This window comes from Amycolatopsis sp. CFH S0740 (assembly GCF_004522315.1).
Taxonomy (GTDB): Bacteria; Actinomycetota; Actinomycetes; order Mycobacteriales; family Pseudonocardiaceae; genus Amycolatopsis; species Amycolatopsis nivea.
The window spans coordinates 57,829-79,967 of record NZ_SDLS01000012.1 but is presented as its reverse complement, the minus strand read 5'-3'; the positions used below and the strand labels follow the sequence as shown (position 1 = coordinate 79,967).

At 70.5% G+C, this 22,139-nt stretch carries 17 protein-coding genes; 7 read left to right on the top strand and 10 right to left on the bottom strand.

What is annotated here, in order from left to right; all coding sequences use genetic code 11:
• Nucleotides 1-32: 32 nt before the first annotated feature.
• From mftM to mdo, 4 genes are all read right to left on the bottom strand, one after another.
• Complete coding sequence (gene mftM / locus EIZ45_RS21305) at nucleotides 33-950, bottom strand: mycofactocin oligosaccharide methyltransferase MftM (protein ID WP_134666193.1); 918 nt, start codon at nucleotides 948-950, stop codon at nucleotides 33-35.
• Nucleotides 947-2,458 carry a VWA domain-containing protein gene (locus tag EIZ45_RS21300; RefSeq protein ID WP_043838123.1) on the bottom strand — a complete coding sequence of 504 codons (1,512 nt, stop codon included), beginning with the start codon at nucleotides 2,456-2,458 and terminating at the stop codon, nucleotides 947-949. Before EIZ45_RS21300 ends, mftM begins: the two co-directional genes overlap by 4 nt.
• 10 nt (nucleotides 2,459-2,468) lie before the next feature.
• Entirely contained in the window at nucleotides 2,469-3,650 is a 1,182-nt protein-coding gene (locus EIZ45_RS21295) for a MoxR family ATPase (protein ID WP_134666195.1), read from the bottom strand.
• A 67-nt stretch (nucleotides 3,651-3,717) separates the two neighbouring features.
• Nucleotides 3,718-5,010 carry an NDMA-dependent methanol dehydrogenase gene (mdo, locus tag EIZ45_RS21290; protein WP_134666197.1) on the bottom strand — a complete coding sequence of 431 codons (1,293 nt, stop codon included), beginning with the start codon at nucleotides 5,008-5,010 and terminating at the stop codon, nucleotides 3,718-3,720.
• A 335-nt stretch (nucleotides 5,011-5,345) separates the two neighbouring features.
• Here mdo and EIZ45_RS21285 point away from each other — a divergent pair, with 335 nt between their 5' ends.
• Nucleotides 5,346-6,479, top strand: coding sequence for a HoxN/HupN/NixA family nickel/cobalt transporter (locus tag EIZ45_RS21285; protein ID WP_134666199.1), 1,134 nt, complete (start codon nucleotides 5,346-5,348; stop codon nucleotides 6,477-6,479).
• A 55-nt stretch (nucleotides 6,480-6,534) separates the two neighbouring features.
• Here the strand turns inward: EIZ45_RS21285 and EIZ45_RS21280 are convergent, their stop codons facing one another.
• From EIZ45_RS21280 to EIZ45_RS21270, 3 genes are all read right to left on the bottom strand, one after another.
• Entirely contained in the window at nucleotides 6,535-6,945 is a 411-nt protein-coding gene (locus tag EIZ45_RS21280) for a peptidase inhibitor family I36 protein (protein ID WP_043838119.1), read from the bottom strand.
• Between the two features lie 289 nt (nucleotides 6,946-7,234).
• A complete protein-coding gene (locus tag EIZ45_RS21275; RefSeq protein WP_134666201.1) occupies nucleotides 7,235-8,845 on the bottom strand; it encodes a PucR family transcriptional regulator in 1,611 nt (536 codons plus the stop codon).
• A gap of 83 nt (nucleotides 8,846-8,928) precedes the next feature.
• Complete coding sequence (locus EIZ45_RS21270) at nucleotides 8,929-9,978, bottom strand: LacI family DNA-binding transcriptional regulator (protein ID WP_134666203.1); 1,050 nt, start codon at nucleotides 9,976-9,978, stop codon at nucleotides 8,929-8,931.
• Nucleotides 9,979-10,244: 266 nt separating this feature from the next.
• Here EIZ45_RS21270 and hisD point away from each other — a divergent pair, with 266 nt between their 5' ends.
• From hisD to EIZ45_RS21240, 6 genes are read left to right on the top strand one after another with little or no spacing between them, the layout of a single operon-like run.
• Nucleotides 10,245-11,570 carry a histidinol dehydrogenase gene (gene hisD, locus EIZ45_RS21265; protein WP_134666205.1) on the top strand — a complete coding sequence of 442 codons (1,326 nt, stop codon included), beginning with the start codon at nucleotides 10,245-10,247 and terminating at the stop codon, nucleotides 11,568-11,570.
• A 45-nt stretch (nucleotides 11,571-11,615) separates the two neighbouring features.
• Nucleotides 11,616-13,196, top strand: a complete 1,581-nt coding sequence (locus EIZ45_RS21260; protein WP_051729037.1) for an APC family permease — start codon at nucleotides 11,616-11,618, stop codon at nucleotides 13,194-13,196.
• The gene (locus EIZ45_RS21255) at nucleotides 13,193-13,861 is read left to right on the top strand and encodes a ThuA domain-containing protein (protein ID WP_134666207.1); all 669 of its coding nucleotides are present in this window, start codon (nucleotides 13,193-13,195) and stop codon (nucleotides 13,859-13,861) included. Before EIZ45_RS21260 ends, EIZ45_RS21255 begins: the two co-directional genes overlap by 4 nt.
• A gap of 28 nt (nucleotides 13,862-13,889) precedes the next feature.
• On the top strand, nucleotides 13,890-15,677 hold the full coding sequence (locus EIZ45_RS21250; RefSeq protein WP_134666209.1) for a thiamine pyrophosphate-binding protein: 1,788 nt from the start codon (nucleotides 13,890-13,892) through the stop codon (nucleotides 15,675-15,677).
• A gap of 14 nt (nucleotides 15,678-15,691) precedes the next feature.
• On the top strand, nucleotides 15,692-17,254 hold the full coding sequence (locus EIZ45_RS21245; RefSeq protein ID WP_134666211.1) for a GMC family oxidoreductase: 1,563 nt from the start codon (nucleotides 15,692-15,694) through the stop codon (nucleotides 17,252-17,254).
• 12 nt (nucleotides 17,255-17,266) lie between these two features.
• The gene (locus tag EIZ45_RS21240; RefSeq protein ID WP_134666214.1) at nucleotides 17,267-18,829 is read left to right on the top strand and encodes a GMC oxidoreductase; all 1,563 of its coding nucleotides are present in this window, start codon (nucleotides 17,267-17,269) and stop codon (nucleotides 18,827-18,829) included.
• A 30-nt stretch (nucleotides 18,830-18,859) separates the two neighbouring features.
• Here EIZ45_RS21240 and EIZ45_RS21235 read toward each other — a convergent pair whose 3' ends face one another.
• The 3 genes from EIZ45_RS21235 to EIZ45_RS21225 all read right to left on the bottom strand — a co-directional run bounded on the left by EIZ45_RS21235 (nucleotide 18,860) and on the right by EIZ45_RS21225 (nucleotide 21,923).
• Complete coding sequence (locus EIZ45_RS21235; RefSeq protein WP_134666216.1) at nucleotides 18,860-19,579, bottom strand: sulfite exporter TauE/SafE family protein; 720 nt, start codon at nucleotides 19,577-19,579, stop codon at nucleotides 18,860-18,862.
• Between the two features lie 40 nt (nucleotides 19,580-19,619).
• Entirely contained in the window at nucleotides 19,620-20,366 is a 747-nt protein-coding gene (locus tag EIZ45_RS21230) for a sulfite exporter TauE/SafE family protein (RefSeq protein WP_037814389.1), read from the bottom strand.
• A 192-nt stretch (nucleotides 20,367-20,558) separates the two neighbouring features.
• Nucleotides 20,559-21,923: an amino acid permease gene (locus EIZ45_RS21225; RefSeq protein ID WP_051729058.1), complete on the bottom strand. Its 1,365-nt coding sequence runs from the start codon at nucleotides 21,921-21,923 to the stop codon at nucleotides 20,559-20,561.
• Between the last annotated feature and the right edge of the window lie 216 nt (nucleotides 21,924-22,139).

Genomic DNA, 22,139 nt, shown 5'->3' with positions numbered 1-22,139 from the left:
TCCTTAGGTCGCCGCGCACCGTTGCGCGGCAGTCAGCGGGGATGCAGCACGAGCCAGCCGCCGTGGTGCTCGTGCACGCTGAACCGGCGGCCCGAGCGGACCCCGAGCCGGCGCAGCGCGGGCAGGTCGAAGACGCGGACGTGCCCGTACTCCTCGGCGGGCTCGTCCTCGAACGGCACGGCGAGCACCACCGGCCCGCGCGCCAGCCGTGTCGCCTCTCGCACGACTTCCTCGCCGACGTCCGGGTCCAGGTGCTCCAGCAGGTGCAGCAAGGTCACGGTGTCCGCGGACGCGTCCGGCAACGGCAGCCGGGCCGCGTCGCACACGAGAGTTTCCACCGGGAGGTCCCGGCGTGCCGCATAGGCCTCGAGCAGTTGCATGGCGCCGGCCGACACGTCCGAGGCGACCACCTCGTTGCGGCCGCGTCCAGCGAGCAGCAGGGCGAAAAAACCGAAGCACGAGCCGAGGTCCAGGACGCGTCCGGGCGGCGTGAGGCGCAGCGCGTGCTCATACACCGGCGCGAATCCGGCGATCACCGAGCGGCCGGGCAGGCGCGGCGGCTCTCGCAGGCACGCACGGATCCGGTGGAGGGTGTTGTCGTAGAACCGCAGCCACGCTCGCATCGGATCGTCCACAGTGGACTTGACGACGCCGGTGAAGGCGTGCTCGAAAACCTCGGCCCCGGACAGCCAGCCGGGTGCGAAGAGCTCGTCGGCCAGCAGCCCGGCCAGGTCGTTGTCGAGGTCCTCCGGGCGCAGCCGGTGCCGCAGTTCCACGCGTCGGCCGTCCTTGTGCAGGCTGAAGTGCTCGGTCCGGACCAGCGGCGCGGGGCCGCCCTGCCCGTCGGTTTCCCGGATCACGGCGAGCGGCCGCGCGAAATACGCCCCGGCGAGGACGGGGGCGAGCGGGTCGAGGAAGCGTCCGGCGGTGCTCGGCGCGGTCGTCGTCATCCCAGCACGTCCTCGGCCAGCCGGAACGCCGCCCGGTCGAGTCCGGCCAGATCCGCGGCGACCTGCACGTGGTCGCAGAACTCGGCGTACGCGGGCAGATCGCATCCGCCGAGCCGCCACGAATACCGCGGTTCCGGGGTCAGCCACAGGGTTTGCCGCACGCGCCGGGTGATTTCCTCGAACACTTCGAGCTTCGGATCGTTGCCGTTGCCGCGGCCGTCCCCGAGCACCAGCAGCGTCGTGCGCCGGTTCAGCGCGGCGCTGTGATCCTCGATCAGCTGCTCGAACGCCCGTCCGTAGTCGGAATTCGCGTCGACGTCCAGCAGCCCGCCCGCGGGCAGTCCGTCGAAAACCAGGCCCAGCGCGCGTTCGAGCGGGTGTTCGGCGAACAGTTCGGTGATCTCGGCCGGTTCGTCGACGAACGCGAACGTGCGCACCTGTCCGAAAAGCGACTGCAGGCCGTGCACCAGGTGCAGGGTGAACCGGGCGGTGGCGCGCACTGACAGCGAAACGTCGGCGAGCACGAGCAGCCGGGGTTTGTCCTCGGCCCGCGTGACTGTCACCGGACGGAACGGCACGCCGTCGTAGCGCATGTTCCGCCGCATCGTGCGGGCCGGATGCACCCGGCCGCGCAACGTGTTGCGCTTGCGGCTGGTCAGCGCGCCGCGCAGGGTGTGCGCCAAGCGCCGCAACGATTCTTCCAGCTGCGCGCGCTCGCGTTCGTCGACCCGCTCGGCCCGCGCCGCCTCGACGACCCGTGTCTCGACCGCGGTTTCGGCGAGTTCGGCCAGCTTCTCCAGATGCCGCCGCAGCAGCTCCGGAAGGTCTTCCAGCACCCCGGCCAGCCCGGGCGGCAGCTGCGCGAGGTCTTCCTCCGCATCGTTCAGCCAGCCGAGCAGAGCGTTCTCCTGGGCGACGGTCAGCTCGACGTCGAGCCGGCGCCCGGTGGCGGGCGCGAGCTTGCCCGGCACCCCGGCGTTGTGCAGCGACGAGGTTTCCAGCTGCACGCTCGGCGCGGCCGTGCCGCCGGACGCGCTGTCCTTCGAGAGCACGATCTCATCGGTCATCGCGGCCAGGTCGATCTTGTTCGCTTCCTGGTGCAGGTTGTACTGCTGGGCCAGGTCCTGCTGGTCGAAGTAGTCCCGGATGTCGGCGGGCTTGCCGTGGCTGTGCCCCTGCTCGGGGGTTTCGGACGGCTCCGGCGAGACGGTGAACGTTTCGAGTTCGCCGGTGTCGGACAGGTCGTCGTGGCCGTGCCCGTGCCCGGTTTCTTCGCGCAGCCGCTCGATTTCCCGCAGCGAGAAGTAGGCGTCGAACGCTTCCTCGAACAGTTCGTCGTCCCGCTGGTCCTTGACCAGCGTCATCCGCAACGCCTCGCGCAGGGTGGCGCGCTCGGCGAGAACCCCGGACTGGGCCGCCGCGCGCATCGCGTCGGTCGCCTCGGAAACCGACATGCGCAAACCGAACAGGCGCAGCAGGCGCACGAACCGGTGCAGGCTGCTCTCCACGGCCGCCGCCTCAGACCGGACGCCGTCGGGTGAACGCCTCGAACGCCCGTCCGCCCTGACCGCCGCTCGACCGCTGCGCCGGGCCGGAGCCCGGAGCACCGTAGTAGTTCTCGTCGTGGCGGCCCGGCTGGTCCTTGGCCAGCCGCGCCGCCCGGCCTCCGTCGTCCTCGTGGTGCGAATGGCCGTCGTGGCCGTGGCCGTGGCCATGCCCGTGACCGTGGCCGTGGCTGTGCGGCAGTTCGGCGGGCAGCTCCCGGTTCGGGTCGACCAGATCCGGCAGCACCTGCAACGCGCGCCCCAGGTCGCGTTCGTACTTCAGCACCACATTCGCCGTCTCGGCCAGGACTTCCGGCGACAGCTCTTCGACGCCGAGCACGGCGAGCGTGCGCGCCCAGTCGATGGTTTCGGAGATGCTCGGGCTCTTGCGCAGCCGGAGCCCGCGCAGCTTCCGCACCACCTCGACGAGCGTGCGCGCGGCCGCGTCGGGCAGCCCGGTTTTCTTGGAGCGCAGGATCTCCAGTTCGCGTTCAGTGTCCGGGTAGTCCAGGAACAGGTGGAGGCAACGCCGTTTCAGCGCGGCGGAAAGGTCGCGCGTGTTGTTGGAGGTGAGCACCACCAGCGGCGGGACCTTCGCGACGTAGGTGCCGACCTCCGGTACCGAAACCTGGTACTCCGCGAGGCATTCCAACAGCACCGCCTCCAGCGCCTCGTCCGCGCGGTCAACCTCGTCGATCAGCAGCACCGCCGGTTCCTCGCCGCGCACCGCGTCCAGCAGCGGTCGCGGCGCGAGGAAGTGGTCGGAGAAGAACACGCTGTCCTGCGCGTCGATCCGGGCGACCGCGCTGGCCAGATCCGGCGCGTCGGCGATCACGTCGCCGATTTTCTCGCGCAGCATCTGGATGTAGAGCAGCTGCTTGCCGTAGTCCCATTCGTAGAGGGCTTTCGTCTCGTCCTGGCCCTCGTAGCACTGCAGCCGCAGCAGCCTGCGGCCGGTGACCGCGGCGAGGGTTTTGGCCAGTTCGGTCTTGCCGACGCCGGCCGGGCCCTCCAGCAGCACCGGTTTGTCCAATGCGGACATCAGATAGACGGTGGCGGCCAGCCGGCGGTCCGCGATGTAGCCGGCGCCGGCGAACCGGTCGGCCACCTCTTCGATCGAGCCGAACCGGGCGTGGTCGGGGATTGCGGTGGGCACGTCGCCTCCGGTGCGTCGAAGTCGGGAAGAAGCGCGGCGGGGCCGGAGCGAGCCCCGCCGCGCGGGATCAGCCGAGCAGGTCGTCGAGATCGCCGTTGAGGCAGTGGTCGACGACCGGGCGGACCGTGTCGAAGGTGCACTCCTTGGCGTTGCCCGGGGTGCACGCGTCGCCGAGGACGTGGTTGGTGATGCGGTCGACGTCGGCGTCGTCGCCCTTGATCACCTTCGCCCGCTCGTAGTACTTGGTCGGGCCCTGGCCCAGCCGGTTCTTCGAGTAGGAGTCCGCGGTGACGTCGGTGAACTTCTCCGGGATGCCCACGTCGCGGAGCAACCGGATGGCCGCGGCGAGCGCGGCGTCGGCGGCCTGCACGTCGGTTTTGCCGTAGGTGTCGACGCCGAGCGCCTCGGCGATGTCAGCGAACCGCTTGTACGCGGCCGGCATGTTGAACGCCCAGACCCGCGGCAGCGCGATCGCGTTGTTCAGGCCGTGATGGGTGTCGTAGAACGCGCTCACCGCGTGCGAGATCGAGTGGATGATCCCGAGTCCGCCGGAGTTGAACGCCTGCGCGGCGATGTACTGCGCGTACATCATGCCTTCGCGGCCGGCCAGGTCCTGGCCGTTCCACACCGCGGCCCGCAGATTCTGGCCGGTCAGCTTGATCGCGTGCAGCGCGTTTCCCAGCGACGGCTCGAAATTCAGCCGGGACACGTACGGTTCGGAGGCGTGCGCCAGCACGTCGAAACCGCACTGTGCGGTGTAGTCGATCGGGCAGTCGTAGTAGAGAACGGGGTCGTCGATCGCCAGCGTCGTCACCGACGCGTCGTCGAACGCCACGTACTTGTGCGGGTTCTCCGGATCGGTCGTGGTGTCGGTGATGACGTAAGCCCACGACGTCTCGGAACCGGTGCCCGCGGTGGTGGAAACCGCGATGTGCGGCGGGTTCTTCGGGTTCTCGGATTTGTTGAAGCCCTCGAACTCGTTGACGTTGCGGCCGTCGTGCGCGACCGAAATGCGCGCGCCCTTGCAGGCGTCGTGCGAGGAACCGCCGCCGATCGAGACGAACGAATCGCACTTGTTCTCCTGGTACAGCGTCACGGCGTCCATGACGTTGTAGTCCTTGGGATTCGACTCCACCTGGTCGTACACGACGACCTCGAGACCGTGGTACTTCATCGACTCCACGATCTTGTGCACGATGTCCGTCCCGCGCAGGCCGGACGTCATGACGAGCACCTTCTTGAACCCCATCTTGAGGGCTTCCGGCCCGATCAGCTCGTGCGAGCCGGGACCGAGCAGCGCCCGCGGGAACGGGTGGAACTCCTTGATGGGAAACGGTTTCAACAGCTCATCGACCTGCATGATCGCACTGGTCCTCTCGGCACGTCCGGGCGACGTGCGTGCGGCGGGCGGCTGCTCTGGCAAGAGCACGGACAACCGGAAAGCTAGGCGCGCCATCGCGGTCCGGGAACCCGGCGCGGGCCGATCCCGGCCGACCGGAGACCCCGCTCGGCACGATCGGACGGGGTCCGCCTGCCCGATCGGCCAGGTGCGCGGTCGCGGACCGCGAGCGAGTCCGCGGTACCTGCCCGCCCGGACAGGTACGGCGCGCCCGATCGCACGGCGAGAACCGGGTCCGGGCCGGCCTATCGTCGGTCGGCGGACCAGCCCGCGCCCGAAACCCGAGGTGATGCCCGATGACGTCGATCGCGAGTACCCGCCCCGCCGCGCGCCGCCGGCTGTCGCGCCGGGAACGGGCGCACGTCGGCGGGATGGCCGCGTTCATCGCCCTGCTGCACGTCGTGGGCTGGGGCGTGCTGCTCCTGCTCGTCGTCCCGGGCCACTACCGGATCGGCGCGGGGGTGTTCGGCGCGGGAACCGGGCTGACCGCCTACCTGCTCGGGCTGCGGCACGCCTTCGACGCCGACCACATCGCCGCGATCGACAACACCACGCGCAAGCTGATCGCCGAGGGCAAACGCCCGCTCTCGGTGGGATTCTGGTTCTCGCTCGGGCATTCCACCGTGGTGGTCGTGCTGACGCTGCTGCTCGCGTCCGGGATCCGGACGCTGGGCATCGAACTGACCGACGACGGGTCGCCGCTGCGCACGTTCGGCGGCCTGATCGGCACGGTCGTGTCCGGCGGGTTCCTGTGGCTGCTCGGCATCGTCAACCTGGTCGTGCTCGCCGGGATCGTGCGCGTCTTCCGCCGGATGCGCCGGGGCGACTGCGACGAGGCGGCACTGGACACGCACCTGGAGAACCGCGGGTTCCTCACCCGGATCCTCCGCCGGACGATGCGCGCGATCTCCGCGCCGTGGCAGATCTACCCGGTCGGTATCCTGTTCGGGCTCGGCTTCGACACGGTCAGCGAAATCGCCCTGCTGGTGCTCGCGGGCACGAGCGTGGGCGCCGGACTCCCTTGGTACGCCGTGATGTGCCTGCCGGTGCTCTTCGCGGCGGGCATGTCGCTGCTCGACACCATCGACGGCTCGTTCATGAACTACGCCTACGGCTGGGCGCTGTCGCAGCCGCTGCGCAAGGTCTACTACAACTTGACGCTCACCGGCCTGTCCGTCGCGGTCGCGCTGCTCATCGGCACCGTCGAACTGCTGTCGGTGCTGGCGGAAAAGCTCGGGCTGACCGGCGGGCTCTGGGACTGGATCGCCGGACTCGACGTGAACCGGATGGGATTCGGGATCGTCGGAGTGTTCGTCCTCGGCTGGGCGATCGCGATCGGAGTGTGGAAACTGGGGCGGCTCGAAGAGCGATGGCCGGTGCCGGCCGGTGCGGAGGCCGTTCGCGGAGAGGGCTCGGATCGGACTGGCTGAGCCGCTGGGGAAAGACGCGGGAGCCCCTGCTCGGCAAGGGCTCCCGCGTTCCGGATCAGCAGGCGTTGATCTTCCAGTAGTCGGCGTTGTCGTTGGCGCCGGGGATGTTGGCCAGGTTCGGCACGTCCCCGTACGGCGGGACCTTGATCAGCAGCTTGTCGGGCGCGAGCACGACGTCGTTGTAGACGCAGATGGTGCGGTTGCCGTTGTTGATGATCGACGACAGCTGGTTGCGCTTGTTGCCGCTGGACGCGGGCGGGTTGTTGAAGTCCCCGGACTGCGTGCTGTTGTAGTTGAGATGCCAGCCGGTGGTGCCGCGGTTGTAGTTGGCGTCCTGGTAGAAGCAGTAGTAGCCGGCCGGGCACGGCGCGGTGGCCGCGGAGGCCGGGGCCGCGGCGAGGACGGTGCCTGCGGCGGCGCCGGCCACGGCGGCCGCGAGAGCCACTGCGGAGCGGATCGTGGGCATGTGGGTTTCTCCCCTCGAAGCGGTCGCCACCGGAGCGGGCGACCGGACGAGCACTACGCTGCCGGGATCCGTCCCCGTCTCGTCCTCGCGCTGTCCTCCCGCAGGTCAGCCCGATGAAGATCGCGGTTGGTCGAGCCACCAGCGGGAGCGATCTCTCAGCCGTGCTCGGGCAGGGGCGGCGCGGCCCTGGTTCGATGCGAGGGAGATGTCGCGCGGGATCTCGACGGTGATCCCCGCACCGCGTTCGAAATCGGCTGTCGCGAGGCGATTCCGCCGCTGAATCAGCCGTTCAGGGGCGGCGCGCGACCGGGCGGCGGAGCAGGTCGTGTCCGCGCACCGCCAGTTGAAGGCGTTGCTGTGATTCGCTGCTGCTCAGGTCGAGCCCGAGCAGCGCAGAAATGCGATCCAGCCGGTAATACAACGTCCGGCGCTGGACGAAAAGCATCTCCGCGGCGCGGGCTTTGTTGCCCGCCGCGTCCAGGAAAGCTCGCAGGGTGGGCAGCAGGGGATTCGTGCTTTGCGCGTCGTTGGCGAGGAGCGCGCCGATCTCGTCTTCGACGTAGCGGGCGAGTTCGGGGCCTTCGGCGAGCGTCACGAGCAGCCGGAGGGCACCAAGGTCGTCGAAATGGAGGAAATGGCCGGCGGAGGTCGCGGAGGCTGCCGCCGCGGCACTGCGGCCTTGCCGGACCGCGGCGGGCAACGCTGCCGCCGGTACGGTTCGGCTCACTCCGCCCCAATGTCCGGCTCCGGCGAGTGCTGCTTCGATCGCCGCCGCGGTCGTCCGACGGCCGGGCGCGACGACGGACAGGGCGAAATCGCCAAGGTCTCCGACGACGGCGCTCGCGTCCAGTCCGTGCAGGACGGAGTCCGCGGAGTGGACCGGGGACTGATCGGGCGAATCGTGGAGCGCGGACACGAAGACGACCAGGGTCTTGCTGCGCAAATCCCGGCCGAGGGCGCGGGCGAGGCGGACGAAGTCCTCGCCGGAGATTTCCCCGAGCATGAGGCGATTCAGCAGCGCACCCTGCCGCTGCGCTGAGCGTGCTCCGCTTTCCCGTTCGCTGAGCAGGCTGATCGCGACCGCGGCGGAAGCCCTTTCCAGCGCGTGGAGATCGGCTGGCGCGGGTGCCGCGGCCCCGTGGAGCAGATGCAGCCAGCCCCAGGACTCGCCGCGCAGGACGACAGGTCTGCGTGCGCAAGCGGCGACCTCGCGGAAAGAGCCCGCCTTGGCGACCGGCGCGGCGGACCCGTCGGTGATGGCGGGACGGTGCAGTTCGTGCATCGCGCGAGAGTGCGCTGCCCAGTCCTCGGCGACAGCGTCGGATTCGGCGGTCGCGCCCGCGTAGGCCAGCATCTGGTGGGCCACGTTTTCCAGCACCGCGGGCATTCCCGTCCGGCGGGACAGCTCCTCGACCATCGCGAGGTAGTCCTGATCGGACAGCAGGAGATTGAGAAACGCCTGCCCGGCTTCTTCTTCCGCGAGCAACTGCGCAACCCGGCCCTCGACCAGCATCTCGTGCACCTGTGCCGACGCTTCGGCGAACGGGATCTCGTCCAGGAGCCCGACAAGCGGCAGCCCGGCCGCCTCCGCCTCCTCGATCGCGGCGGCGGGCATCTCGTCGAACATCCGCCCCGCCAGTTCGACCACCAGCACGGACGCCCGCGCGTCCGCGACTCGCTTGACGAACGCCCGTTGCCGTTCCGGCGTGTCGCCCATGCCGAGACCCGCGGTCAGCAGCATCTCGTGGCCGCTCAGGAAACGGTGGATGTCCGGGATCTCGCCGGTGTGCACCCACCGGACCGGCCGGTCGAGGTGCTGCTCACCGGCGTAGACGCGGGCGACGGTGCGCTGGAAGACCTCGAGTCGCAAAGCGGTGCGCGCGGTCAGGATTTCGGGCATGGTCCACCTCAGCCACAACAAAGGACGATCGGTTCTTCGGCGGAAACGAAGGCGAGGCAAGCGTTTCAGCACCGGCGCAAGGGCTATCCCGCGGGCGCGGCAGTGGTTTCTCGCACGACGAGGTCCACCGGCAGTTCGACCGTCTCCGCCGGGGTGCGTCCGTTCAGCAGGTCGTGCAGCATTTCCGCGACGATCCGGCCCTTCTCCCGCATCGGCTGGCGCATGGTGGTGAGCGACCAGCGCTCGGCGTCCGGGGCGTCGTCGAACCCGATCACCGACAGGTCTTCCGGCACTCGCAACCCGCGTGCGCGGGCGGCCTCCAGCGCCGCGATCGCCATGGTGTCCGAGGTCGCCGCGATCGCGGTGAGCGGCGCGGTGTCGAGGAGTTCGTGCGCGGCGGCGGTCCCGGCCGCGCGGTCGAAGCCCCCGGCCTCCATCACCGGGACCGGCCCGGCGGCGACGTCCAGGTAGCCGGCGACGCGTTCGCGCACCACCCGTTCCGTGGCCTCGGCCCGGCGGCCGGGCCCGGCGAGGCCGCGGCGGCCGTCGGGGGAGAGCCGTTCGGCCAGCACGCCGGTCTTCCGGTGGCCCAGGTCGAGCAGGTGCCGCATCTGGTCCCGGGCGGCGAGCCGGTCCTGGACGCACACCCGCGGCACGCCGGGCAGCAGCGGCGCGTCGACGACCACCATCGGCAGCCCGCGGGACTGCAGGGTCCGCAGGGACCGGTGGTCGTCCGGCAGGCAGTGCACGATCATCCCGTCGACGATCCCTTGCAGCGCAGCCTGATCGGGCAGCCCGTCGTCCGCGGCGACGGGCGAGCGCGGCAGCGGGACGAGCGTCAGCGCGTGGTCGTCGAACTTGCGGCTCTGCGCGATGCCTTCGAGCAGAGCCCGCGTCGACGGGTCGGTGAAGGCGTACTCCAGGCTGTCCATCACCATCACGCCGATGGCGCCGACCTTGCCCGCGCGCAGCCCCGCGCCCAGCACATTCGGTCCGGCGTAGCCGAGCCGCGCCGCCGTGTCGAGGATGTGCCGCCGCTGCGTCTCGGACAGTTTCGCCGGGCGGTTGTACGCGTAGGACACCGCCGCCTGGGACACGCCCGCCGCTCGCGCGATCTCGCGCATGGTCACCATCAGGTCATTCTCCCGACCGTTGACGCCGCAGGGGCGCTATGTCAGAGTTGCCGCTCGTAGTTAATCGTATCACCGCAGTTCAGAGGTGTGAATTTGGGACTACGGACGGTGCTGTCGGCGGTGGTGGGCGCGGCCTGCGCGGCGGACCAGGGTGTGCAACCGGCGCGGCGGACGCTGCACAGCTTGTGCCTGTCCCGCGCCGCGGCCCGACGCCAGAATTCCTTCTCGAATCCACGGCAGCCGACCAGTTCGTCAAGGAGCGTGCAGTGTCCACTTCGGTCAAGATCGTGAAGGAGCGGCTCGCGGCGGAGCCGGTGCGGGCCGGCCGCCCGGAGATCGCCGACACGGTCGCGGAGATCATCGAGGACGTCCGGTCCGAGGGCGACGCCGCGGTGCGCCGGTGGTCGGAGAAATTCGACTCGTGGAGCCCGGAGTCCTTCCGGCTCGGGCCCGACGAGGTCGCGCGTGTGGTGTCCGCCGTGCCCGAGACGGTGCTGGACGACCTGCGCTTCGTGCAGCGGCAGGTGCGCGGATTCGCCAAGGCGCAACGGGATTCGCTCGCCGACTTCGAGGTCGAGACGCTGCCCGGAGTCTGCTTGGGACAGCGGAACATCCCGGTCGACGCGGCCGGAGCTTACGTTCCCGGCGGACGCTACCCGCTCACCGCGTCCGCGCACATGACCGTCGTGACCGCGAAGGTCGCCGGCGTCGGGCGGGTCGCCGCGACGACTCCGCCGGACCGCGGCAACCCGCCCGCGGTCAGCATCGCGGCGATGCACCTCGCCGGCGCCGACGAGATCTACGTGCTCGGCGGGGTCCAGGCGATCGCGGCGCTCGCGCTCGGCACCGAATCGATCGCCAAGACCGACCTGCTGGCCGGGCCTGGCAACGCCTACGTCGCCGAGGCGAAACGGCAGCTGTTCGGCGAAGTCGGCATCGACCTGTTCGCCGGGCCGACCGAGGTCCTGATCGTCGCCGACCACAGCGCCGACCCGTTCGTCGTCGCGACCGATCTGCTTTCGCAGGCGGAGCACGGACCGGATTCCCCGGCAGTGCTGATCACGACCTCGGACCGGGTCGCGACCGAGACCATCGCGTGGGTCGAGGAACTGCTGCCCGGTCTGCCCACCCGCGACGTCGCCGGCGTCGCGTGGCGCCAGCACGGGGAGGTCCTCGTCGTGCCCGACCTCGACGCCGCCTATGCCCTCGCCGACGAATACGCCAGCGAGCACGTCCAGATCCTCACCGAACACCCGCGTGCCGCGCTCTCCGCGATGCGCAATTACGGCGCGCTTTTCCTCGGCGACAAGACGTGCGTCGCCTACGGGGACAAAGTGATCGGCACCAACCACGTCCTGCCGACGCTCAAGGCCGCGCGCTACACCGGCGGCCTGTGGGTCGGCAAGTACCTGAAAACCGTTACCTACCAGGAAGTCCGGGACCCGGCCGCGAGCGCCGAACTCGGCGCGCTGTGCGGCCGGGCGTCCCGGCTGGAGAACTTCGAAGGGCACGCGCGCTCGGGCGACGTCCGGGCCGCGCGTTTCGGTTCGGCCGCCCTGGACTGGACCGACCACGTTTTCGGCCGCGCCTGACCGCCCTTTCCCCTTGCCCGCCCGATCCCGATCCGGAGGTCGACGATGACCCCGACACACGAAACCCCCACGACCCCGCCGCCCGGCGGGCCGGTCGCGTCCGCGGAGGACGTCGAACTGCTCGCCGCGCTCGGCTACGAACAACGCTTCGACCGCAAAGTCAGCCTCTGGGGCAACTTCGCCCTCGGCTTCGTCTACCTCTCCCCGCTGGTCGGGGTCCTGTCGCTGTTCGCGGTGGGGCTGTCCACCGCGGGCGGCCCGTCCGTCTTCTGGATCGTCCTCATCGGACTCGGGCAGCTGCTCGTCGCGCTCGTGTTCGGCGAGATCGTGTCGCAGTTCCCGCTCGCCGGCGGTCTCTACCAATGGGCGCGCCGGCTCTGGAACGGCAGGTACGCGTGGTTCACCGCGTGGACCTACATCTGCTGCATCACCATCGGCATCACGAGCACCGCGCTGTTCAGCTCCGACTTCGTGGCCAGCCTCTTCGGCGGCACCGCGCAGCACCCCGGCGTGGCCTCGACGCCGTTGCAGCGCTTGCTGATCGCGGTCGCCGTGACGGCGGTCTGCCTGGTGTGCAACAGTTTCGGCACCCGGGTGCTCGCCCTGATCTCGAAGATCGGCCTCGCCGCCGAGCTGATCGGCATCGTGCTGGTCGGGCTGTACCTGCTGCTGTTCCAGCGGCGCAACCCGGTCTCGATCTTCTTCCACGGCAGTTCGGCCAGCCACCCGGGCAGCTACTTCGCGGCGTTCGTCGCGGCTTCGCTGGTCGGCCTGTTCCTCTACTACGGCTTCGAGGCTTGCGGAGAGATCGCCGAAGAGGTGCCCAATCCGGCACGGAGCATCCCGAAGGCCATGCAGCTCACCGTCGTCGTCGGCGGGCTCGCCGCGCTGCTCGCGTTCGCCGGGTACGCGCTGGCCGCGCCCGACCTCGAAGCCGTCCTGACCGGTTCCGACACCAACCCGATCCCCGCGATCCTGCAGAGTTCGGTCGGCACCGTCGGCACGAAGCTGATCCTGCTCGTCGCGCTGACGTCTTTCATCGCGGGCGTGATGAGCCAGCAGGCGGCGGCGAGCCGGATCGTGTTCTCCTTCGCCCGCGACGAGATGTTCCCGGGCGCGCGGATCTTCTCCCGCGTGACGAGCCGCTACCGGGTGCCGCGGAACGCGTTGCTCGCGGTCAACGTCGCGCCGCTGCTGATCTTCGTGTTCGTCTACTTCTCGCCGGACTCGCTGGTGCGGATCGCCGCGTTCCAGGTGCTCGCGGGCTACGCCGCGTTCCAGATGGTCGTGCTCGCCGCGTTGCGCATGCGGCTCAAGGGCTGGCGCCCGGCGGGAGCGTGGTCGCTCGGCCGGTACGGGTTCGCGGTGAATGTCGCCGCGCTCGTCTACGGCGTGCTGGCGATGATTCTGCTCGCCGCGCCGACCGGGGACCCGAACGCGTCCTTCGCGGACCGCTGGATCGCGTTGATCGGCTTCCTCGTCGTGTCGGCCGTGGGCCTGGTGTACCTGCTGACGGCGAAGCCGGACCGGAAGTCGACCGCGCCGGAAGGCGACGCACTGGAAATCGCGCAGCGGCTGCGCGACCGCGCCGCTTCGGCGGCCTCCGCGGAAAGGAGCGAAGCATGACCAGGGTCCTGTACCTCTACGGCGGCTGGCCGGGGCACAAGCCCTACGAGATCGCGAACGAGTGGGCGCTGCCGTTGTTCAAGGAACTCGGCTTCGACGTCGACCAGACCAACGACGTCTTCGCGCTCGACGCGGACCTCACCGGCTACGACCTCATCGCCCTCAACTGGAACAACGCGCTGCTGTCCGAAGGGCTTTCGGTCGCGCAGGAGGACGGCCTGCTGCGCGCGGTCGAAGCGGGCACCGGGATCGCCGCCTGGCACGGCGCCGCGGCAGCGTTCCGCACCAGCATCCGCTACCACCTGATGCTGGGCGGCAGCTTCCTCGAACACCCGGCGGGGGAGGGCGTGAAGGACCCGTACCGGGTGTCCATTGTGGACCGCGACAGCGAGATCACCCGCGGGGTGGCGGATTTCGACGTCGCGTCCGAGCAGTACTACCTGTCGCTAGACCCGAACAACCACGTGCTGGCCGAGACGGAGTTCACCGGGGAGCACGTCCCGTGGCTCGCCGGGCGGCGGATGCCGCAGGCCTGGACACGGACCTGGGGCGCGGGCCGGGTGTTCTACAGCGCCGTCGGCCACGACCTGGACGACCTGCGGCACCCCGACGTCACCCGGCTGTGCGCGCAGGGCTTCGCCTGGGCCGCGCGCCGAACCGCCTGAACCGGACCGAAAACACCGAGGAGCAACCATGCCTGTCCTGACCGGAGGCCAGATCGTCGCGCGGACGCTGCGCAACTACGGCGTCGACTACGTGGCCGGGATCCCCGGCCACGGGATCTGGTCCCTGACCGACGCGTTCCTCGACGAGGAAGCGAAGATCCCGTTCGTCCAGACCTTCCACGAGCAGAGCGCAGTGCACCTCGCCGACGGGTACTACCGCGCCACCGGCCGCCCGATCGCCGCGGTGACCTCGATCGGCGCGGGGGCCAGCAACACCGTGATCGGGATGGGCACCGCGTTCACCGACTCGACCAGCGTGCTGGTGATCACCGGCGGCCCGCCGACCCACATGCGCGGGCACGGACTGCTGCAGGAGCTGGACCGCTACACCGCCAACGACTTCCCGAAGGTCGCCGAGGCGGTGTCGAAGCGGCACTGGGTGGTGACCCGCGCCGAGGAGCTGCCGTTCGTGCTGCACCGGTGCTTCAACTCGATGCTGACCGGACGGCCCGGCCCGGTGCACCTGGAAGTCCCGATGGACGTGCAGGCCGAAGCCGCCGACGTCCAGTTGCACGACCTGGAACGCCGCCTCCCGGTCGGCCGCCAGCACCCCGATCCGGCCGCGGTCGAGCGGGCGGCGGCGGTGCTGCGCGCGGCCCGGCGGCCGGTGATCGTCGTCGGCGGCGGCGCGGTCACTTCCGAAGCGGGCGACGCGGTGCGCGCGCTGGCCGAACACTGGCAGATCCCGGTCGTGACGACGTGGAACGGCAAGAGCGCCTTCCCCGAGGACCACGAGCTGTTCGCGGGCAGCGTCGGGCAGACCGGCACCATCGTCGGCAACGCGATCGCGAGCTCCGCGGACGTGGTCGTCTCGGTCGGCTGCCGGTTCACCGACTGGTCCGCCTCCAGCTACGCGCAGGGCGTCAGCTTCTCGATCCCGCCCGCCAAACTGATCCACATCGACATCGACCCGCACGAGATCGGCAAGAACTACCCGGCCGAAGTGGGGATCGTGGCGGACGCGCAGCGCACCGTCTCGGCGATCGCCGAGACGCTCCCGTCGGCGCGCGCGGAACGCGGCGAGTACCTGGCGGAACTGGCCGAGCACAAACGGAAATGGGAGGAGCAGCTGGCCGGTCGCCGAGACAGCGACCGGTTCCCGTTCACCTCGCAGCGTCCGCTCGGCGCCCTTCGGTCGGTCCTGCCGTGCGACTCGATCATCGTCGCCGGCTCGGGCAACACCCAGGGCGCGGTGAAGCAGACGTTCCCCGTTTTCGAGCCGCGGACGCACCTGACGTCCGGCGGTTTCTCCTCGATGGGCTGGGCGGTCCCGGCCGCGGTGGGCGCGAAGCTCGGCCGGCCGGACCGGACGGTCGCGTGTGTGCTCGGCGACGGCGATTTCCTCATGACCGCCCAGGAAATCGCGCTCAGCATCACGATGGACGCGCCGGTCGTGTTCGTCGTGCAGAACAACGCGGGCTACATGTCCATCCGCGGCGGCCAGCGCAAGCAGACCTCGCGGCACATCGGCACCGAGTTCTCGCGGCCGGACGGATCGCCCTACAGCCCGGATTTCGCCGCGCTCGGCGCCTCCTTCGGCATCGAGTCCTGGCGGGTGCCGGACGCCGGATCGCTCGAGCCGATCCTGCGCAAGGCCGTCCAATCCGGCGAGCCCGCGCTGGTCGAGGTCCCGACCGACCGGGACGCCGCCGGGCCGTGGGTGCCGGGCTGGTGGGACTTCCCGGTCCCGGCCTACATCACCGACGAACGGCAGGACGAGTACCACCGCACGCGCGCCACCGAACAGCATCTCTGAACGGGAGAACCCGCATGACCGACTACGACTACATCGTGCTGGGCGCCGGTTCGGCGGGCTGCGCCGTCGCCGGGCGGCTGTCCGAAGACCCCGGCGTCCGGGTCGCGCTCGTCGAAGCCGGCCCGCCCGCGGCCGGGAGGCTGTTCGAGATCCCGGCGCTGTTCTCCCGGCAGATGAAAACGGCCTACGACTGGGATTTCGAGACCGAACCGGAGCCGGGGCTGGGCGGCCGTCGCGCGTATCTGCCGAGGGGCCGGGCGATCGGCGGCACCAGTTCGATGAACACCATGCTGTACGTGCGCGGCCACCGGCACGACTACGACACCTGGGAGCAGCTGGGCAACAAGGGCTGGGGCTACGCCGACGTGTTGCCGTACTTCAAGAAGTCGGAGGACAACCAGCGCGGCGCCGACGAGTTCCACGGGGTCGGCGGCCCGCTGACGGTGAGCGACCCGGCGTTCGTGCACCCCTTGCTGACGGCCTGGGTCGAAGCGGCGCAGAACGCCGGGCACGCGTTCAACCCGGACTTCAACGGCGCGGAGCAGGACGGGGTCGGCTACTACCAGGTGACCCAGCGCGACGGACTGCGCTGCAGCAGCGCGGTCGCGTTCCTCGCCGAGCGGCCGAACCTGACGGTCCTCCCGTCCACGCTCGCGCTGCGGCTGCGGTTCGACGGCACGCGGGCGTCCGGAGTGGACGTCGACCACCTCGGCACGGTTCGGACGCTGCGGGCTTCGCGGGAGATCGTGGTGTCGCTCGGCGCCTACAACTCGCCGCATCTTCTGCTGCAGTCCGGCGTCGGCCCCGCGGGCGAACTCCGCGCCGCGGGCGTGGAACCGCTGCACGACCTGCCCGACGTCGGCCGGAACCTGCAGGACCACGCCGGGTGTTTCCTCAGCTTCTCCAGCCGGGCCGAACCGGTGCCCGGCCCGGACACCTCGGCGGAGGAGCGGCGGCTGCGCGAGCACGGCGACGGCCCGATGGCCTGGACCGAGGTCGGCGGGTTCCTGCGGTCCGGCGACGGCCTGCCCGCGCCGGACCTCCAGGTGCACGCGGCGCTCGGGATCGTGCGCGACCAGGGGCTCACCGCGTCGGCCGAACCGGGGATGTCGTTCGGGCCCTACGTCGCGCGGCCCGCGAGCCGCGGCTCGGTCCGGCTGCGGCACAACCACCCGTACGCCAAGCCGCGCATCGTGCACAACTACCTCGACGACGTCGACGACCGGCAGCGCCTGCGCGAGGGGGTCCGGATGTGCATGCGGATCGCCCGGGAGAACCGGCTGACCGGGATGCTGGACGCGGACCTCGCCGGGGCCGCGGCGGCCGGGCTGGCCCCGGCTTCCGATCGCGACCGGGACATCGACGAGTTCATCCGCACGCAGTCGTTCTCGTTCTACCACCCGTCGGGCACCTGCGTGCTGGGCAAGGTCGTCGACGAAAAACTGCGCGTGCGCGGACTGGACAACGTCCGCGTCGCCGACACCTCCGTGATGCCGGCGCTCGTCACCGGAAACACCAACGCCCCGGCGATCATGATCGGCGAACGCGCCGCGGACTTCCTCCGCGGCGACGCCTGAGAAGGAGAACCTGTGTACATCCCGCCGGAGGCTCCCGCGGAGTCCATCGTTTCGCCGGAGGACGAACTCGAAACCGATGTGCTGATCATCGGTTCCGGGATGGGCGGTTCGGCGCTCGCGTGGGCGCTGCGCTCGTCGGGGCTGCGCGTGCTCGTCGTGGAACGGGGCGGCTTCCTCCCGCGCGAGCCGGAGAATTCGCAGCCGGCGGAGATGTATCTCAAGGGCCGGTACAAGAACGCCGGCGAGTGGGTGGACGGCCGGACCGGACGGCCGTTCGCGCCCGGCGTCTACTACTGGGTCGGCGGCAACACGAGGTTCTACGGGGCGATGCTGCCGCGGTTCCGGCGCAGCGACTTCGGCGAGATCGAGCACCACGACGGGGTCTCGCGGGCGTGGCCGTTCCCGTACGAGGAGCTGGAGCCGTACTACGGCCTCGCCGAGCGGCTGCTCGAAGTGCACGGCCAGCTCGGCGAGGACCCGACCGAACCGCCGCATTCGACGCCGTACCCGCATCCGCCGCTCGCGCACGAGCCGGTGATCGAGCGGTTCGCGGCGTCGTTGCGGCGGTCCGGGCTGCACCCGTTCCACACGCCGAACGCGCTGAACGTCGCGACCGACGCCGACCGGGCCGCGGTCACCGCCGCCGACGGGTGCCCCGACGAGACGGGACGCAAGTCCGACGCGGAGAACCGGCTGCTGCTGCCCGCGTTGCGCGAAGGCGTGCGGCTGCTGCCCGAAGCCGAGGCGACCCGGTTGGTCGTCTCGCCCGACGGCACCCGGGTCGTCGCCGCCGAGGTCCGGCACCGGGGCCGGACGCTGCGGATCAACGCCGGCCGGTTCGCCCTCGCCGGGGGAGCGGTGAACTCCGCGGCGCTCCTGCTGCGGTCGGCCTCGGCGCGCCATCCGGACGGGCTGGGCAACTCGTCCGGGCTCGTCGGGCGGAACTACATGGTGCACAACAGCACCTTCTTCGTCGGGGTGAACCCGTTCCGCACGAACCCCACGAAGTGGCAGAAAACGCTGGGAATCAACGACTTCTACGACGCGCGGCCGTATCCGCTCGGCAACGTGCAGATGCTCGGCAAGCTCCAGGCCCCGATGCTGAAACCCGCCCGCCGGTGGGCCCCGATGCCCGCGCTCGCGTTCATGGCCGCGCGCAGCCTCGACCTGTACCTGACCACCGAGGACCTGCCCTCGCCGGACAACCGGGTCCGGGTCGAAGGCGGCCGGACGGTCATCGACTGGACGCCGAACAACGTCGCGCCGCACCGCGAACTCGTCGCCCGGATGCGGCGGCTGGTGCGCAAAGCGGGATACCCGTTGCTGTTCACCCAGCGCATGGGGATCGAGACCAACTCCCACATGTGCGGCACCGCGGTCGCCGGCCCCGACCCGGCGACCAGCGTCCTGGACGCCTCGTGCCGCAGCCACGACGTGGAGAACCTGTGGCTCGCCGATTCGTCGTTCTTCCCGTCCTCGGCAGCGGTCAACCCGGCACTGACGATCGCGGCGAACGCGCTCCGGATCGCGAAGTCGGTCGCCGGGGCGCCCCAGGGCTTGCCCGGCCTCCTCTAGCGCGGCGGCGCGGGGAACCGCTCACGCCCGTCAGGCGCTGATCATCGTCACCACGCCGGACGTCACGATCAGCCCCACGATCGCCCGGTCGAACACCAGGCGCGGGACCCGGCCGATGAGGCGGCCGCCGAGGATGTTGCCCGCCAGGGCGGCCAGGACCAGGACCGGCAGGCGGGTGCCCAGGTCCGTGGTGTCGAACTGGCCGGCGGTGACCAAGAGGAGCAGGGACAGGCAGTTGGTCACCACGAAGTAGCCCGCCAGGTCGCCGACGAAGGTTCTCGGGGGGACTTTCGCCGAGGCCAGCAGGACGGCTGGGGGCGCGCCGTTCAGCGAAGTCGTCGTGGAGAGGTAGCCGCCCAGCAGGCCGGCGATTGTCTGCTTCGCGGGGGTCGCAGGGTGGGCGTCGCGGGTTGGGCGCAGGAGCAGGCGCAGGCCGGAGAGCACGACCACGGTGCCGGCCAGGATGCGGAGAGCGTGCGGCTGCAGCAGGTGCAGCGTGAGGGCGCCCGCGGCGGCACCGGGGAGGCTTGCGGCGCCTAGGACGGCCACTCGGCGCCAGGCGATGTGGTCGCGTTCGCGGTGGAGCACGGCGAGCCGGGTGATCATGGTGGTGATCAGGTTGATCACGACCACCTGCGGCAGCGGGAGTCCGATGAGCAGCAGCAGTGGCGTGCCGACCAACGACGCGCCGAATCCGGTCAGGCCGCCGATGAAGCCGGCGAAGGCGACGGCTAGTGCGCCGAGGATCATGGGGCCGCCTGGTGGGGGAGCGAGCAGTCGGGGGAACGGGTCATGTGACCACCGCTTGGCCTACCAGGGCAAGGGAAAGCACCGCGAGGAGCCCCAGCACGATCCGGCGGGCGTCGCCGCGGGCGTGGCGGTAAAGCCAGCTTCCGGCGGCGACTCCGGCCAGAGCCAGAGGAAGGAAGAGCGCGGTCTGCAGGAGGACGTCGCTGGTGAGGAGGCCGCCGGTGCCCGCGGTGGCGACTGTCATGGTGTCCGCGGCCAGGAAGAAGACGACCAGGCTCGCGCGGTTGACCGTCATCGGCAGCGGGGACGCCAGGTACATCAGGACGACTGGCGGGCCGCCCATGCCGCAGGCGCCGTTCAGGACTCCGAAGGCGGTGCCCATGCTCGCGCACGCGCCGCGGCCGGGCAGGCGGCGGGTTCGGCGGCTCAGGGCCAGCGCCAGTGCGGAGAGCCCGACGACCAGGCCGACGGTCAGTCTCGTGGCGCGTTCGGGCAGCGCGGCGAGGAACCAGATGCCGATGGGGAGTCCGAGGAGCGCGCCGGCCAGGAGCCAGCGGACGGACGGGCGGTGGGCGTCGGACCAGGCCTTGGGCAGCAGGGTCACGCTGGACGCTATTTCGAGCAGGAGCGTGCTCGGGACGACGGCCGGAGGCGGCAGGACCAGGCAGAGGCAGCTGACCCACACCAGGGACGCGCCGAAGCCGGAGTAGCCGCGGATCAGGCCCCCGGCGAACAGGGCGGCGACGGCGAACGCCATCGCGGCCGGGGACAGTTGCCAGAAGGTCATCGGCGGCCCGGGGGAGCGAGGACCCTGGACGGGTGCGGCATCAGACCTCCACGGCGCGGGCGGACCGCTCCACTGTGCGGGACGTCTGGTCGTGACGGTAGGTCCAGAATCGCGGCATCGCGGGGTGCCAGCCGGGAAAGCCGGGCGGCCCCGTCGAGGGACCGCCCGGCTTTCCCGCAAAGACTGAGCAGCTCAGGTCGAGGCGACTCCGGCCTCGCCCCGCGATGAGTCCGTCTCGGTCGCCGCCGCGGGAGCGGCCGGACGGCGCTTCCGGAACTGGTACGCGATCAGGATCAGCGCCAGCGTCACCGCGCTGAGCCAGAACTGCGAGCGGGTCGTCGGCAGGAACGCCATGGCCAGGATGACCGCCGCCATCAAGGCGATCGTGGCGTAGCTCAGCCACGGGAACAGCCACATCTTCAGGCTCAGCGCGCCCGGATCGGTGTTCTGCAGCCGCTTCCGCAGCCGGACCTGGGCCAGTGCGATGGCGAGGTACACGAACAGCGCGACCGCGCCGTAGGAGTTCACCAGGAACTGGAAGATCAGGTTCGGCGAGGTGTACGCGGCGATCACCGACACGTACCCGATGACAGTCCCGGCGATGATGGCCCGGCGGGGGACGCCGCTGCGGGACAGTTTGGTGAACATCTTCGGGGCGTCGCCGTTGCGCGTCAGGGCGAACAGCATCCGCGAGGACGTGTACAGGGCCGAGTTCAGGCACGAGAGCACGGCCGTCAGCACGATGGCGTTCATGATCGTCGCCACGGCGGGGATGCCCAGCACGTCCAGGACCGCCGCGTACGGGCTGACGGCGGTGTCGGGGGCGTTCCAGGCCTTGACCGCGACCACCACGAAGACCGAGCCGACGTAGAACAGGACCACGCGGAACACGATGGAGCGCATGGCCTTGGCGATCGCGCGGCGCGGTTCGGCGGACTCGGCCGCGGCGATGGTGACGATCTCGGCGCCGGTGTAGAAGCCGACGCAGGGGACGACCGCGGCCAGCACCGCGCCGATGCCCATGGGGGCGAAACCGCCGTGGGAGACCAGGTTCCCGACGCCTCCGTGCGAGCCGGGCCAGACGCCGAACAGGTACAGGGCGCCGACCACCAGGAACACGAGGATCGCGATGACCTTGATCGAGGAGAACCAGTACTCGAACTCGCCGTAGGACCGCGCGGAGACCAGGTTGGTGGCGGTGAGCAGCAGGAGCAGGCCGAGGCTCAGCACCCACAGCGGCACGTTCGGCAGCCAGAGCTGCAGGATCCGGCCGCCGGCGACCGCTTCCACGGCCACCACGATCACGAAGAAGTACCAGTACATCCAGCCGACGGTGAAGCCGGCCCGGTTGCCCATCGCCTCCCTGGCGTAGACGTAGAACGAGCCGAGCGCGGGCCGCGCGACGGTCATTTCGGCCAGCATCCGCATGATGAGCACGGTGATCAGCCCGGCGATCAGGAACGAGACCACCGCCGCGGGCCCGGCCGACTGGATGACCACGCCGCTTCCGACGAACAGGCCGGCGCCGATCACGCCGCCGAGTGCGATCAGATTCATGTGGCGTTGCTTCAGGCCCGGTTTGAGACCGCTCTCGGCGGCTGTTTCCGGTGCAGAACCCACGTCTCCTCCTTCCGGCGGCGCCGGGGGACCTCGATGTCCCCGCGCCGGCCGCCGCCGCGATGTCGCTGAGAGCTGCTGTGTGGTTCCCGTCACCGTAGAAAGGAACAGGTCCCTTTGCGAGAGCCAGATACCACCGATGCTCTGGGACCAGAA